We start from the raw sequence: 15,631 nt of genomic DNA on the forward strand, positions 1-15,631 counted from the left end.
TCCGAGGACTAATCGTGAAATATGACGAGTGACCGTTTCGAGTACGAGGCGATTGGCGTGATCCGGACCCCCTTCGATTCACCCGAAGGGATGCCAATCCAGTCGGTCGGGAACGATGCCACAGAGGGAATCGTCGAAGTTGACGAGGCATACGAAGACGGGTTGAAGGACCTGAACGGGTTCACTCATTGTATCCTGCTCTACCATTTCCACAAGTCATCCAGCCGTTCTTCACTACACGTCGAACCGTTCCTCGATGAGGAAAAACGAGGCGTGTTCGCTACACGGGCCCCACAACGGCCGAACCGAATCGGGATTTCAATCGTCGAGATCGATACCATCGTGCGCCCAAAAGTCGTCGTGGACGGAATTGACGTCGTTGATGGAACCCCGTTGCTGGATATCAAGCCATTCGTTCCCGAGTTTGATGTTCCAGACAGTGCGAATACGGGTTGGCTCGACGCATCCATGTCAGCTGTGCGATCAAAGCAAGCTGATGGAAGATTCCGTTAACAGGCCTGGTTTCGATACGACCGGATACAATCACGGTGCCGATTGGGTGATTGTCCGTCGATTCAAACCGCATCACGTCGCGTTCACTGACCGAGACGCTCCCGGATGTCCGAGACGTACTCGACGAACTCGATGTCCGTTCGCTGACGCGGCCGATCCAGCGAGACGTCGACGACATCGTCGACTCGCCCGGGGTCGGCAGCCATTACGAGAATACGATCCGCGAGCGTGACGGCTTCCTCGACTTCGTGGGTCACGAACAGGATCGTTTTGTTCGTCGCACGCCAGATGTCCAAGAGTTCCCCGTGGAGCGTATCACGGGTGTTCGGATCGAGGCTCCCGAATGGTTCGTCCATCAGGAGCACGTCGGGATCGACCGCGAGCGCGCGAGCGATGCCGACACGCTGTTTCATCCCGCCAGAGAGTTCTTTCGGGTAGGCGTCCTCGAAGCCAGACAACCCGACGAGGTCGACCAGTTCCTGGACGCGTTGCTCGCAGTTCGGACAGTCACAGGTCGGACGGTCGAGCCCGAACCGGATGTTCCCACGAACGGTGCGCCACGGGAACAGCGCGTAGTTCTGGAACACCATCCCACGGTCGATACCGGGCTCGGTCACCCGCTCGTCGTCGACGTAGACACTGCCCTCGCTCGGGGATTCCAGCCCCGCGATGGTCCGGAAGAGCGTCGTCTTGCCACACCCGGATGGACCGACGATACAGCGGAACTCCCCAGCTAGGACCTCGAAGCTCACGTCGTCGAGCGCGGTGACGGTTTCCCCGCGGACGTCGTATCGCTTGGAGAGACTGTCGACAGTGATCTTCGACTCACTGCCTACCACACCATTCGATTCCGGGGTCGAGTCAGTCAGCGCCATGCCAGAACCCTCCGCTCGAAGCGACGGAAGCTCACGTCCATTCCGACGTAGACGAGGCTGATGACGAGCATATATGCGACGCTGGTGTCCACTGCGAGGTTGTTCGAGGCGTTGATGATCTCGTAGCCGACGCCCGGTGCCCCGAACAGCTCCGCCCCGACGACGATCATCCAGCACCGACCGATGCTCGTCCGGAAGGCAGTAAGCACGCTCGGAGCAGCAGCCGGCAGCATCACGAGGCGAATCATCTGCCAGTCGGTCTCGACGCCGAGGCTGGAGGCGACATCCGTGTAATCGGTCGAGACGCCTTCCACGCCGCTGTAGGCGCCGTAGAAGTTGATCCAGAATGCGCCGACGAAGACGATGAACGCAGCGCCCGTGTGATGGATCCCGAACCAGAGGATGGCGAAGACGACCCACGCCAGCGGGGGGATTGGTCGGAGGATGCGAACGAGCGGCGTGAGATAGTCGTCGAGTCGCCCCGACCAGCCCATCGTCACACCAAGGGCGATCCCGCCCGTCGCTCCGAGTAAGACTCCCGGAATGTAATGCAGGAGACTCTGCCCGAGTTTGAACAGGCCGATTGGAATATCCACGTTCCCGACGAGCGGGACGGCGACGGGTGTCGACTCGGTGAACAGGTCGACGAAGGCAGTTGCTGAGGCGATCGGCCCGGGCAGGAGATACGACGGCGTCGTCACCTGGGCACCGGCCCACCAGACGACTAGGAAGGCGGTGAGACCGATCGCACCGCGGCCGAGTCGAAGCGGACCGCTATCATCGAACAGGCCGAGCGCGCTCGTCTCGTCATCGCTGTCGGTCGCTGTTCCGAGACTCATTGTGCGATTGTGTCGTACGCGCTGAAATGGAACAGGCGCTCGTTTTCGACGACAGCGTCCGTGTTCCCGACGTCGGCGACGTACTGTGCCATGGTCTCGGTCTGACTGGTGATCGCGTGCGGGTCCGAGAGAAAGTTCGATGCGGTCGAATCCATCGCTCGCACCGCGAGGTCGTCACTCACACCGGACCCGATGACTGCACTGGCGTCTCTGGCGGCCGCTTCCGGGTCGTCGCGGATGAAGTTCGTCGCGTCGACGTGTGCCGAGACGAGTGCCTCGGCCACGTCCGTATCGTCGACGACGCGCTTCTGGGCGAACAGCACAGTCACCGGGTGACCATCGAGAACCGCACCGGACCACGCGACCTCCCGAAAGTCCGCGTCGTTGCTGATGACAGTTGCAAACGGCTCTTGAATGATCGTCGCATCGATATCGCCTGCCTGCATCGTTTGTGGCGCGTTGGCCGGTGGCACCTTCGACTTGGAGACGACTGACTCCAGTTCCCCGAGTCCGAGGTCCTGTTCGATCCAGTATCGCAGGACGACGTCCGGGACGCTCCCGTCTGGTGGGGCACCGAACCGGACCTTCCGGCCGTTCTGGGACTCGAACCGCTCGAATGCGTCTCGACCGTGCTCAGCATACAGATCGGCGAACGCGGTGGTCCCCATCATCTTGAACCCTTCACGGGAGTTCGCTGCCAGCACACTCGCGGGTTTCCCCTTATCGACCAGCACCATCGAGGGCGTGATTCCGAACAGTGCAACGTCTATTTCGTCACTGGCGAACGCTTTCACGACGCTTGGCCCACTCGAGAAGCGCTCAGTTTCGACTGGCACCGGAATATCGTCGTAGAACCCCTCTTTGTCCATCACGTAGTGATGCATATTCGGATAGATCGGAACGTAGGCGACGGTGAGTCGGTCGAGATTACTGCTGGTCCCGCCGCCAAGACAGCCCGCCGTGGCCGTGAGTCCGGCTGTTGCGAGTACCGTTCCGCCTCGAATGACATCGCGCCGTGTCCTCTCTCCCATGTAGTACCAACACTCAACTCTGTTCTAATAAGAGTTGTTAATAGTAGATTTATTTTTAATATACTGGTGGCGGTAGCGGATGGCCGAACTGGAGAGGGGACAACGGTAGGTCACAGTGAGGCCGCAGAGACAGTACTGGCCCGAGGAACTGGAAGATCGCTGAGCAGTGGCTGTCGCCGCTATATCGGTGGCGAAAAGCAGCGACCTCGAACGAGATCAGGAGATAAGGCTGATGTCGTCGACGGGGTGAACGGTGTAGTCGACCGAGATCGTATCCTTGGTCGCCCGGATCTTCCCCACGAAGGTCGAGATGTCTTCGAGTTGGCCTTCGAGGACGAATAACTCCATACAGTAGTGGTTTCCGACGTGGCTGTGGAAGTTCGACACGACGAGTTCCTCGTGATCGTGACGCAGATGCATCATTTTTTCCTCGACGCTCGTCGTTTCGTAGTCGAACAGGACGGTGACGATCGCCATCAGCTCCCGATCTTCGAGTCGTTTATCCTCGAACTCGCTGAGGAGGTTTCGAACGGCTTCGCGGACGATTTCACTGCGGCCGGTGTACCCGTGGTCGTCACCGAACTCGTCGATCCGTTCTTCCAGTTCGTCCGGCATCGAGATGCTTACGACTCCCATGTATTAACACTGGAGCAGGGAGTTAATATAGATTCATACTTTCGTGGCGTAACTCGTCGGCAGTTTGTTAGTGAGGCAGTTCATGGTTGATATCTGTCGTTGTCAGAAGGACAGAAGGCACACATCAAAATCATCCTCCGAGGTTGTGTGGTGTGTCAACGAAGGCTATCTCGAGGCGCACTACGCTCAACGTGCGAGTGCGATGGCCCCGCTCCCCGAGGATGACGGCCGCAAGCCCGGCGACCAGCAGGCCTGGACGTCCGAACAGCGCCACGCCCTCACCCGCTACGTCGACGAACGGGCCCGCGACGCCGTCGAGGCGTACACGACACTCCCGGAGGATACTGACCCTCTCGACAAGCAGCGAGCACGCTACGCGGCGCTGAAGGCCGCTCGTGACCGGGCTCTGGTGTTCGTCATTGCGTACACGGCCGTTCGGGTCGGGGAGCTACTACGAGATCCGAACGACCCGCGCCGGCGCGGTGTCCGCTGGGAGGACCTCTCCCTCGACGATGGGAGTATGGACGTCTACCGGAAGAAACAGCAGTGGGACGCTGCGTCCCTCCCCGATCCTGTAATCACCCCGTTGCGGGGCTACCGGAAACTGATGGACCCACCGACGGAGCGCTGGCCAGTATTCCCGACACTCGACCAGCGGACGCTCGCAGGTCACGTTCAGGAGGGGCTAGCTGATCGGGGGGCACACCAGGAGGTGATTGAAGAGCGACGTGAAGAGTACGCTCGTGACCTCCTGCTGGCGCTGGACGAGGACATCCGCCCGCCGTCGATCACGACGGACGGCGCCCGGTCGATTCTCCAGCGACTCTCGGCGGCCGCGGAGATCGACATCGACCATCCGAAACACGACTACCTCGCACCGCACGGCGGTCGCCGGGGGATGGGTGAGGTTCTCGTCCGAGCATTCGGATACACTGTGGCTGCCCGTTACCTCGATAACTCGGAGGAGATGGTTCGGGAGCGGTACTCGCATATTGAGGCCGGAGAACTCGGAGACGTAGCTACTGAAGCCCTCGAAGAAATTGATCTGTGAGCGAATTGTCCGTTGTCCCGTACAGTGTCTGTTCTTAACCGCCTACGAAGCTTTTTCAGCCAGCCATTGCACAGCGCCATGTCTTTCGTAGTAGAGTCGATGCACCAGACGGTGATTCTAAACGCCGCTCCATACAAACAAAATTAACCAACATCTCCGACGAATCATCTGTAAGACGTTGGTTAAAAGGATTGCATCGGTGTGTATCGAAATCTAACCAACAGCGTTAGATATAATTCCAATAAGTTGGTTAACTCACGAGTAAGGATACATGGCACCTGAAGAATCCGATTCGATGTCTGAAATGGAGAGTCCGCCGGCACCGCCAGAGGAACTCCCAGCATATCTTGTCGACGCGCTCGAAAACCAAAATCCTGAGCGACTCCGCCTCGCATCCAACTATGCACTCACCCTCGCAGGGTGGAAAGAGCGTCAAGCCGAGGAGGAGCTGACAGCACAGGCTGATCACGACCCCAAGGATATCCCCGACGAATGGGACGAGGAGGAATGGGAAAACGCCCTCAAGGAAGCTCAGGACAAAGCCGGGACCTCCTCGAAGAAAGGGACGGTCACAATCAAGACCATCAACGACAACGACTACTATTACCTCCAGTGGCGAGAGGGGGACAAAATCAAATCACAGTATATCGCTCCAGTGCATCCGTCTGATGGCTGATCTTGATCTAACTAGGGTCCGAAAGATTGCGACCGGGAATGAATTCACGCCATTGGGAAAATCACAGCTTGGTATTTGATTCAGAAGGTGAATAAAATTAGCTACCTGATTTTATAACCACTTAATTATCTGCTATGCCGAGGTAGAAAAAATTGTGACCCCTCCCTCCAATTTGCTCACGATGGCCGGCAGTACATTGGTTGAGGCAGCAAGCAGGTTTGGGTCTCTGGTCCTCGCATCCAGTCGCTATCTCGCATTCATCACGCTCGCCGTCGGCGCGATCTACTGGGGCACCGGATCGAGTACTCGCCGCCGAGAGATCGGCATCGGGATGCTCTGTGGAGGTTCCGGGGCGCTCCTCGTCTACTTCGCACTCAAAACCCTCTACTCGCTTATCGCGTTTCTGGTCGCCGGCCCCGGACCGGTTCCGCCCACCTCACAAGCCATGTTCGTCCCCGGCATCCGGGGCCAGCAGATCGCGATGAAAGGTGGAACCAACTCGCTCTACCAGGCCGCCAATGTATTCTCGAAAATCGCTGCAATCGCTGGCCAGGCACTCATCGCCTGGGGAGCTGCCCTCTACGGCATCTCTCCGTCGAGGGGACGGGTCCACAAGAGTTCGGTGACCAGTTTCAAAATGGGAGTCGGTCTTATTATCGGATCCATGAGCGGGATCCTTCTCTCGTTCGTCGCCACTGTCTTTCCGTCGCTTCCATAATTATTTCTATCACTATTACCAAAAAATAAAAGTGGGGTGTGGGGGAAACTTGTTATAGATCTTCCAAGATCGGGCAGCTATGTCCACAGTGCGCCGTCTCAATGAGCGTGAGCGACAGTAGTCCTCAATTCAGAGATCGTAATCGCTCGCCGAGTCAGTCGAATCGCGTGCCGACAACCCACTTCAACTGATTCACGAAACACAATGCCTGAACGCGTTCCGGTTGCGGACAGTCTGCTAACGACCAAATTCAAGGGGTTTAGCGTCAAGCGTCTCCTCCAATCATTTGCTATTCCGCTGGGTCCTGCAGTCATTGCTTTGCTTCTCAATCTCCCACTCCGAATCTACGGTCCACTCGGAATCGCCGGTGCCATCATCGGTGTTACGGTGTTCGCGAAAACACCGGCTTGTCAGCGACCACACCACTGGTTACTCGGGATGCTCACAATCCGATTCACAGACGCCACATATCACTGGCACCCAAGTCGCTCAGAGGAGGAGTCTGCGACCTACGAGAGCTATTGGCACTCGACAGACGAAATGAAAACCCGCACTGATGGAGGCGAACACGTCCCCGAAGACGAACAGACACAGATCGAGCGTCTACTCGCTAGCGACGAGACGACTGACCATCTCGACTTCGAACATATCCGTAGCGATGGTGTGGTCGTCACTGACGAGGGCGTCTCGATGCTCATCGAGATCGGCCCGCGCCCGTGGCTGATCCTCGACGACGACCAGAAAGAGGCAGTGCTCGAAGCCTGGCGAGACATCCTCATGGGCACGCAGTCGACCTTCCAGATCTTGACGCTGCCAACGCCCTACGACGCTTCGGAGTACACCCGGCGGCTCGAAGACGCCAATCGGACGCGCGACCACGATGAACATCCGCTATTCAGTCACGGCCGGGCCCAGCACCGTAACTGGGTCGACAACATCGTGAACATGGCCGACATCCGCGACCGCCAGCACTTCATCGTCGTCACTGTGAAGAAGTCCGTGGCTGATGACAGCGACGACGACGATGGACCCCTGAGTCAGTTCCGCAGATCCGACGACGAGGATGTCGACATCGATCTGCTCGCCCGGGAAGTCCGCTCACGGGCGGAGAACATGGCTTCGTCACTGCCGCCGACAGGAGTGGATCCGGAGATTCTCGACGACCCGGACGAGATCAAGAAGGTGCTATACTACGACTACAAGGGCACGGAGCCGCCCGACACACTCAACCACGGCTGGTTGACCAAACACGCTCGGCCAGAGGATGTTCAGAAAGGGGCGGCACAGCGCCCGACGCAGACCAACACGCATCAACCAAACGAGTGACCACAGATGGTTGGACCATACGCACTCTCACGACCTGAGATGATCGCGGTGGGGTTCGTCGCGAACGCCCTGCTCGCAGCACTGATGGTCATCGCGACCAGTTGGCAGTATCGCCATTCCGAACTCCGGGCAGGGATTTCGGGAGTCGCCATCGGCGTCGGGGGAATAATCGTCGAACGATTTGCCGGCAGTGCGCTGCTCACCGCTTCGTGGCCGGCCTATCGCGCCGGGTTGCTCGCCGGGGCGATCGGGGCCGTCGTCGCGGCGTCGATCACTGCCGCACTCGTCTGGCGGACACCACTCTTCGTCGAGGTCGTCTTCCCGGGGCCGAGCCCGTCCGCCACGAGAGACGACTCGGAAGCAGATACCGACTCCGCGGAGTCTCCGTCGCTGATGGAACGTCTCCCGATTCCCGGAAATGACGACGAGGAAGCGGGCAACGAGGAGGAACGGATCCCGATCGACGAACTGTCCGGCGATGAGATGCAGGAGGCCATCGACTATCTCGAAGCCGTCGGTCAGGAACCCGACAAAGCGGCCATCGAGAAAGCCGCCTACCAGCTCACGTCGACGACAGAGACCACCATTGCCTCTCCGTTCGTCACTGAGGAGGAACAGGGACGGATCGATCGGTCGGTCCTCGCTCCCGAAGTCATCAACGAAGAGTCCGACTGGCACACACGCGATGGGGATTTCTACCAAGTCCTCACCGCGTCATCACTGCCGCGATTCCTCTCCTCGGGGTGGTTGCTCCCGCTGACGCTTGCGTCAGAGGATGTCCGCCTCTCGATGCAAATCAACCCCCGGGAGACGGAGGACGTGAAATCCCGTCTCCAGAAGCGCCTCACCCAGATGAAGTCCGCCATCCAACGGAAAAAGCGCCGCAACCGAACGGATACCCACGAACAGGAACACGAGGCTCAAGAGCTCGACCGGCTGCTTGGCGAACTCGTCAAGGGGACCACCAAACTGTTCGATGTCTCTCTGTTCGTGGAAGTTCGAGGCCAGACGCTCGACGAGATGCAGGAGGCGAGCAAGCAGATCCAGCGACGGGCGCGCCAGCAGGGCCTTGACCTCGTGCCGATTCAGGGCGAACAAGTCAAAGCCCACTCGTCGGTCGCACCCATCGCGAACCCGAAAATCCAGAATCACAATGCCGTCCAGCTGGAAGCGCTCACCCAGTGTTTCAATTTCGTTGAACCGCCTGTCGCTGACGAGAATGGTATCCACCTCGGGTTCGACAACACGAACCGCCCTGTGATCATCGACCGCTACGGGCTGTCGGGCCACTCGAAAGCAGTCAGCGGGAAGGTCGGGTCCGGGAAGACCTACGCTGTCAAGATGGCGCTGTGGCGGCGAATCCTCGTCGACGACGACCTCAAGACGATCATTTTCGACCCGCTGGGCGACGACTTCGTCGACTTCGTGGAGCAGCTCGGCGGGACGGTCATCAAGTTCGGCGGCGATTACCGGATCAATCCGCTGGAGATCAGCCCCGACGCCCACGATTCGTCGACTCAGGAGAGTACGTTCAAACTCAAACTCCGGAACACCCTGCGGTTGCTCGGGACGTACCTCGGAGAAAAGGATCCGGAGGGGATGGCCTCCGGCGAGGAAGGGGTGCTCTCGATTGCGATCTACTACGCATATCTGCACAAGGGAATCACGCCCGATCCAGCGACCTTCGATCGGGAGGATCCAATCCTAAGCGACGTAATCGACGGTGTCGGGATCATCGCGAATGGCGGCATGTCGAGCGACGAGATCGACGCCATGCTTCCGAACGATTTGGGCATCGACTACACTGAGGATGGACCAGTGGCCAATGGGGAGGGCGGCGATCTCGAGAAGGAAGTGCTGGACGCAATTACGAACCTGCACTCCCCCCCGGAACGATACCAGACCATCGCCAGACAACTCGAACCCAAACTGGAATCACTCAAACAGTGGAACGTCAACAGCAATCTCAACGGGCAGAGCAACCTCGATCTCGACGACGACCTCGTCGTCTTCGACATGAGTTCGTTCGCCGACACCGGCGAGATGCCGATCATCATGCATGCGATGCTGAATTGGGCCTACGACGAGGCCCGGCGGTCGGAGAAGAAGACCGACGTGACCTTCGAGGAGGCACATTACCTCCTGCGGCGGGAGGGTGCCCGCGACCTGATTAACCTCTTCATCCGGCATAGTCGTCACTTCAGTTCCGGCCTGACACTCATCAGCCAAACCGCCGAGGAGTTCCTGAAGAACGAACCGACACGGGAGATTTACGACAACTGCGACGTGAAGCAGCTGTTCTATCAGGAGAATGTCGGCCAGGAGGTCGTCGACTACTTCGAACTCTCCGAGGACGAACGGCGAGACATCCAGCGGGCGACCCGTGGGGAAGACGCGGATTACTCGGAATGTCTGCTCAGTACCTCACAGCATGGTCGTCGGTGGATCGAGATCTACTCCGGCGAGTTCGAACATCACGTTCTCGATGATGATTGTGATCCCTGGACGTACCTGCAGGAAGAAGGTATGCTCAGCCAGCGTGACTACCAGTGGTTGGAAGAGAACGAACACACCAGCGCCATCCAGCCGGTTGGGACGACCGGCGGCGATCTGTTCGACGAGGAATCGGAGGCGCAGTCGCCGGAATCGGTTGTGGACTTAGGCGCAGGGTTCGAGACGGAAGCAGGACAGACGGGTGAGAGCGATGACTGAACCGAATAGGGGGGATACCTGATGGTTGATATTCCTGGTCCCGGAGACATTGCGGATGCGATCATCGGCGCCTTCCAGGGATTCATCAGGTCGATCTTCGAGGGGTTCTTCGATCTCATCGGCATCGGCCTTCGACCGTTCCTGCGGGTAGTGAACCCGGCCACCTCCAGTTCGGCGACAGCAGCGTGGCAGTCGTCGTTTGAACTCGCGTTAGCGCTGTTCCCGTTGATGATTGTGGTCGGTTTGCTGTCGATGCCGTGGGCAGACCGCGAGAAAGCACACCTCTGGCGGCAGGGTTTCCGAATCGTGACGGTGGTCCTGCTCATTGCCGTCTCGAAGCCGGTGATTGGCGTTGGCGTCGACGCGATGAACACCGTGACGATGGAGCTGGCCCCACAGCAATTCGAGCTTAGTTTCGACCCATCGGCCGATCAGTACGGCGTGGAAGACGTCGGCGGGACGTTTGGGCTGATCGCCGCCTATTTCGTGGCAGCGATATTGATGATGATCGCGACGCCGCTGGCGATTCTTGGGCTTGTCCTGCGGACGTACATCATCTACATCGTGTTCATGGGGGCGCCGATTCTGGCGGTGTTCTGGTACCCAGACTGGGGATTCGGGGCACATCTCAACAAGTTCGCGACGAAGTTCGGCCGGATGGGAATCTACAGCCTCATCGCCGGCCCGCTGCTGGCAATCGCGCTGAAAGCGATGAAAGTGATCATGGACGGCGGAGTCGTCCAGGCTAGCAGCGGGAATGGTGCGACGGAGTTCTGGACGCAGTTGGTCCTGATCATGATGACGCCGTTCGTGCTGGTGGCGATCGTCCTGAAGTCGATCACCTGGGCGGGGCAACCGCTAGGGATCGGGAAGGCCTATTCGATGGTGTCGACAGCCGCGATGGCCGGCGCCGGGGCTGCCGCCGGCGCGGCCTCCGGAAAAGGAGCGATAGCCGGTGCAGATGCAGGCGGATCCGCTGCTGGCGCTGTCGGTGGAACCGGTGACGCCGGAAGCCGCGGTGGTCGTGGAATGAGTCGTCGGAGCAAAGCCGGCGGAAGTAGTGGTGCCGGCGGGGGGTCAAGTGGATCGACGCCGCGCTCAGTTGTGGATAACGGCCCCCTCAGTGACCAAATCGACGGCAACGTTCAGAGTGCCGGAAAAGACCGGCCGCAAAGCTATATCGACGATCTTGCGGAGAAAGCATCGGGTGCCAAAGAAAAGACCGCTTCTAGCATCGCGAATAACGGTGCGTCAAATTTCATCAAAAACAGGGGACGTAGGCTTCGTAACGGAATTACTGGTAGGGCAAGAAAACGACGTCCAGCTAATCGCGCGCAGCAGCTGCGAGAGAATGCAGACTGGCTGGAGGAGCAGATAGACGCCGAATCTGTGGATCTAGAGGAAGCACACGAGAGGGACATTCTCGAACAGGAACCGGCGTACGACAAACAGGCGGATGTCACGAAGTCTGGTCGGATCGGGTACGAGACGAGTGACGGTGAGTGGAACCTTCTCAATGTCGAAACCAAGCAGCGAAAGCTAGATAGAGGGGCGAAAATCAACGCAACAGCTAGCCATACTGCGAAAAAGAGCGCAGCGGCAACGGCTGCATCACTAAAGGCAGGGAAAACAGGCGCCAAAGCGGCGAAACCCGTTCTACAATACGGAGCGTATGGGATGGGCGGTTACGCACCGGTCATGGCACACGACCGTGCAAAGCGAAAACACCAGCCGAACGGTGAACAGCGTTCAGAAGAGAACGTCGAAAAGGCGGCCGCATCGAACAACGCACGGAAGCAGACTAATTCGGATCCCACAAACGCCGATAATAAAAACACCATGAGCTACGTCGATCCAGAAGGCCTGTAGGCCGAACTCTTATTCCACTGGTATCTGAAAATTAGCATAGGAACTACGTAAAAAATATGATCACCTCGCTGTTTCAAGCTATAATTTTGCGCGAAATCTCCATTCTTAGCTTGATATCGAGTATCGGTTCGTTCGTTCCCGAAATAATGTTGACCGAAGTGGTGGGGCTTGTATGGTATTTTATTTGGTTCAGCGCCCTCACGATCCTTTGGGTTCAAGTTCATGAACATATTTGGGGAGTGAAGAACCATCTGCAACCCACTCTCCCGACGAGCATCAGCGAATCTTCTCAGACACTAATCAGCGTTATAAAAACCTCTGCGTTGTATATCGGTTCCTACGCAGCAATTACCTTTCTGACATCCGGTGCTGAACGAGTCTGGTTGAATGGCGGCTATGCGATTGATGTTGTTGCGGTTGCACTCTCACTACTCTGGGTGGTAATGCTAAACAGTAACTCAGACAGTTCCGTCTGGAACCCGTTCCATGTGGGTTTTCTGACTTCCTTGTTGGCACTCTGTATTCTAAAAGGGCTGGTGGCAGTCGGAATTACAACTCTTCCGGTCGTTGGGGCGCTGACGACAGAGTCAATGATCCAGTTGAGTTACTACCCGGGAGCCGCAGCGTGGCTCATTGGAGCCTACCCCCCAGGGTTTCTCGAGCAGTCTGGCTCGTTTGAGCCAACTGCCTCCCGTTCCAAAGCATCTACAGCCACCTCTCAGCCCCAGTCCACTCAGGGACGTTCTCAAGAATCGACGACGAACTCTACACAACCACGTATGCAGGATGGTGGCCGCGACGATCAACAGCATGACCAGAGAAGGAACCGCCGGCATGAGGAGACTACTCCTCGGCAGCAACCACTCTCGGAGCACTCGACAAACGGTCTTGAATTCGACTGGCAAGAGCCGCCGGACACGACCTTCGAGGACGTCGGCGGCTACGAGACGGTCAAAGACGAACTCCGAGAGGACGTGATTTCCCCGTACGTCAACGACAGTGCGGGCTACGAGCGCTTCCAGGTCACGCCTGATCGGGGTATCCTCTTCCACGGCCCGCCGGGTACCGGGAAGACCCTGTTTGCGCGTGCTCTCGCTCACGAACTCCAGCGACCTTATGTCGAATTGAGCCAGTCCCAACTGACCAGCAAGTGGATCAACGAAGGGCCTGACCTCATCGATCAGCTATTCACCGAGGCGCAACAGCTACGCGGCGTGGTGTTCATCGACGAGGCTGAGTCGCTTCTGGGCAGCCGCGATGATGGCCTCTCGAGTAATCGGGAGGACGCCAAGACTACGAACACGTTCTTGAACAAGCTCTCGCAAGACGAACAGGAGTTCTTCGTAGTGCTCACAACAAACCGAAAGGAGCAGATGGACGACGCTGTCCTGCGGCCCGGGCGGATCGACAAGCACGTCAAGATTCCAGTCCCGGATCTCGACGCCCGGTACGAGATTCTCAAAACGCAGCTCGAGGATGTGCCAAGCGATCTCGATGTTGAAGGGATGCGGGACATGGCCCGGGAACTTGACGGCGCGTCCGGGGCTGATATCGAGCAAGTCGTTGCCGATGCCCGACGGAATGCAGCGAAACGAAACTCCTCAGCCCTCCGACGCCACCACTTCGACCTGGACATGCTTGACGAGTAGTCTTCCGGACGCCCTGTAGCACACCGACTAGTCTTCTGATCAAGGTTCACAGGCCGTTCAGGGAGAGTACCGTGTACTTCATTCTGAAGCGACTCACGAACTTTGGAGGTGGGACAGAGACACACCACCGTTGCAAGTGAAGCTGAGGGATGGAGTAAGGAGAGCAGCAACGAAGAGAGTCAGTTGAAGAGGAATAAAGACCGATATTTGGCCAGATTGGGTCTCTAAGACGGGATTCTTAACGTGGAACTCTGAAATATATGTCAGCACTTTAGATGAAACTGTGGACTGTTGTTTTACTCACTACTCCTAGTCTGCTGTTTCACTTGTAACGGTGGTGTGTGTCTGTGGCCTTCACTTGAAACAGATGTAAGGGTGGTTTTATATGGTGTAGGTGAGAATGCAGTGACATGCGTCGATTCGAGCGGAAGCAGAACATCTTCCGCAACAAAGACGCCCTTGGCGAATCCTACCAGCCTGACCAGATCGAGGAGCGTGATGAGGAAATCGAGGAGTACATGGATGCACTCCAACCTGTTGTCGACGGTTGGGAACCGAATAACATCTTTCTCTATGGGAATACAGGCGTCGGGAAGACTGCCGTCACTGACTATCTCCTCGACAGACTCCAGAACGATGTTGCAGACTACGATGACATCGATCTGTCAGTCATTTCGGTGAATTGCAAGACTCTGAACTCCTCTTATCAAGTTACCGTAGAACTCGTGAACAAACTCCGTCCTGCTGGTGGTGAAATTAGTTCGACCGGTTATCCACAGCAAACTGTTTTCAAAAAACTGTATGAGGAACTCAAAGCCATTGGGGGGACGATTCTGATCGTCTTGGATGAAGTCGACTCTATTGGTGACCGAGACGAATTATTGTACGAACTCCCAAGAGCTCGGGCCAACAATAACCTTGACTCGGCAAAGGTTGGTGTCATTGGGATTAGCAACGATTTCAAATTTCGCGAGCAACTTGACCCCCGTGTCCAAGACACGCTCTGTGAACGGGAACTGCAGTTTCCGCCCTATGATGCGCCTGAATTGGAAAATATTCTCGAATCTCGTGCTGAAATCGCAATTGCCGAGGGTGCCATCCAGCAAGGTGTGTTGAATTTCTGTGCGGCGCTCGCTGCTCGCGATAGTGGAAGCGCTCGTCAAGCGCTGGACCTTCTTCGATTGGCCGGTGAGATCGCGGAAAACCGTGAAGCGGATCGTATCAAACGTGACCATGTTGAGTTAGCACGATCTCGTCTCGAACAGGAACGTGTTGAGACGGGAATGCGTGAACTGACGGCACACGGGCGTCTCACACTGTTAGCCGTCATCTCGAAAGCTGCTAAGGAGGAGACGCCGTGCCGAACGCGGGAGATTTACGAGGAATACACCACGCTGTGTGACTCCTCCGGTACTGACCCACTCGCCCACCGATCTGTGCATAACCATTTGTCCGATCTACGGATGCTTGGCATTCTGTCGGCCCATGAAAATAGGAGCGGTTCACGGGGTAACTACTACAGCTATGAATTGGATGTCCCATTCACGAGTGCAATCGAAGCGATGTCGGATGTTCTGCGGTTAGACAGCGAAATAGAAACGATCCGAGAAATTGCGTCAATGAACGACGTCGCATAGACACACCACTCCTGCAAATGAAAACGATGCTGTGTGCGGTGACAAGTTCATAGCGACGGTCGTGAGCATACCGAAGATGAGTCGATTTGTTCCTGAAGC

Annotated in this window: 12 protein-coding genes and 1 pseudogene; 9 read left to right on the plus strand and 4 right to left on the minus strand. The window is 57.3% G+C overall.

From position 1 onward, the window contains the following. Positions 1–21: 21 nt before the first annotated feature. The gene (gene tsaA / locus MUG96_RS23720) at positions 22–513 is read left to right on the plus strand and encodes a tRNA (N6-threonylcarbamoyladenosine(37)-N6)-methyltransferase TrmO (RefSeq protein ID WP_246989628.1); all 492 of its coding nucleotides are present in this window, start codon (positions 22–24) and stop codon (positions 511–513) included. 83 nt (positions 514–596) lie between these two features. On the opposite strand, the gene MUG96_RS23725 is transcribed toward tsaA, so the two are convergent. The 4 genes from MUG96_RS23725 to nikR all read right to left on the minus strand — a co-directional run bounded on the left by MUG96_RS23725 (position 597) and on the right by nikR (position 3,894). Continuing rightward, positions 597–1,388 (minus strand): ABC transporter ATP-binding protein, encoded by a 792-nt coding sequence (locus MUG96_RS23725; RefSeq protein ID WP_246989629.1) that lies wholly within the window; start codon positions 1,386–1,388, stop codon positions 597–599. Beyond that, positions 1,379–2,227: an ABC transporter permease gene (locus MUG96_RS23730; protein ID WP_246989630.1), complete on the minus strand. Its 849-nt coding sequence runs from the start codon at positions 2,225–2,227 to the stop codon at positions 1,379–1,381. The genes MUG96_RS23725 and MUG96_RS23730 overlap by 10 nt, the downstream gene beginning before the upstream one ends. Beyond that, a complete protein-coding gene (locus MUG96_RS23735) occupies positions 2,224–3,258 on the minus strand; it encodes an ABC transporter substrate-binding protein (RefSeq protein WP_246989631.1) in 1,035 nt (344 codons plus the stop codon). Before MUG96_RS23735 ends, MUG96_RS23730 begins: the two co-directional genes overlap by 4 nt. A 216-nt stretch (positions 3,259–3,474) precedes the next feature. Further along, the gene (nikR, locus tag MUG96_RS23740) at positions 3,475–3,894 is read right to left on the minus strand and encodes a nickel-responsive transcriptional regulator NikR (RefSeq protein ID WP_246989632.1); all 420 of its coding nucleotides are present in this window, start codon (positions 3,892–3,894) and stop codon (positions 3,475–3,477) included. 148 nt (positions 3,895–4,042) lie between these two features. Here nikR and MUG96_RS23745 point away from each other — a divergent pair. The 8 genes and pseudogenes from MUG96_RS23745 to MUG96_RS23780 all read left to right on the plus strand — a co-directional run. Beyond that, positions 4,043–4,945, plus strand: a pseudogene (locus MUG96_RS23745) (site-specific integrase); the annotation flags it as partial. Between the two features lie 271 nt (positions 4,946–5,216). After that, complete coding sequence (locus tag MUG96_RS23750) at positions 5,217–5,621, plus strand: DUF6788 family protein (RefSeq protein WP_246989633.1); 405 nt, start codon at positions 5,217–5,219, stop codon at positions 5,619–5,621. 181 nt (positions 5,622–5,802) lie between these two features. Next, the gene (locus tag MUG96_RS23755; protein WP_246989634.1) at positions 5,803–6,339 is read left to right on the plus strand and encodes a hypothetical protein; all 537 of its coding nucleotides are present in this window, start codon (positions 5,803–5,805) and stop codon (positions 6,337–6,339) included. A gap of 540 nt (positions 6,340–6,879) precedes the next feature. Continuing rightward, complete coding sequence (locus tag MUG96_RS23760; protein WP_246989635.1) at positions 6,880–7,665, plus strand: TraC-like domain-containing protein; 786 nt, start codon at positions 6,880–6,882, stop codon at positions 7,663–7,665. Between the two features lie 6 nt (positions 7,666–7,671). Beyond that, positions 7,672–10,377 (plus strand): VirB4 family type IV secretion system protein, encoded by a 2,706-nt coding sequence (locus MUG96_RS23765; RefSeq protein WP_246989636.1) that lies wholly within the window; start codon positions 7,672–7,674, stop codon positions 10,375–10,377. 21 nt (positions 10,378–10,398) lie between these two features. Next, positions 10,399–12,246: a TrbL/VirB6 family protein gene (locus tag MUG96_RS24240; RefSeq protein ID WP_308220127.1), complete on the plus strand. Its 1,848-nt coding sequence runs from the start codon at positions 10,399–10,401 to the stop codon at positions 12,244–12,246. A gap of 779 nt (positions 12,247–13,025) precedes the next feature. Beyond that, a complete protein-coding gene (locus MUG96_RS23775) occupies positions 13,026–13,895 on the plus strand; it encodes an ATP-binding protein (protein WP_246989637.1) in 870 nt (289 codons plus the stop codon). Between the two features lie 410 nt (positions 13,896–14,305). After that, positions 14,306–15,532 carry an orc1/cdc6 family replication initiation protein gene (locus tag MUG96_RS23780; protein WP_246989638.1) on the plus strand — a complete coding sequence of 409 codons (1,227 nt, stop codon included), beginning with the start codon at positions 14,306–14,308 and terminating at the stop codon, positions 15,530–15,532. Positions 15,533–15,631: the final 99 nt, after the last annotated feature.

It is taken from the genome of Halorientalis marina (assembly GCF_023028345.1).
In the GTDB taxonomy this organism is placed as follows: Archaea; Halobacteriota; Halobacteria; order Halobacteriales; family Haloarculaceae; genus Halorientalis; species Halorientalis marina.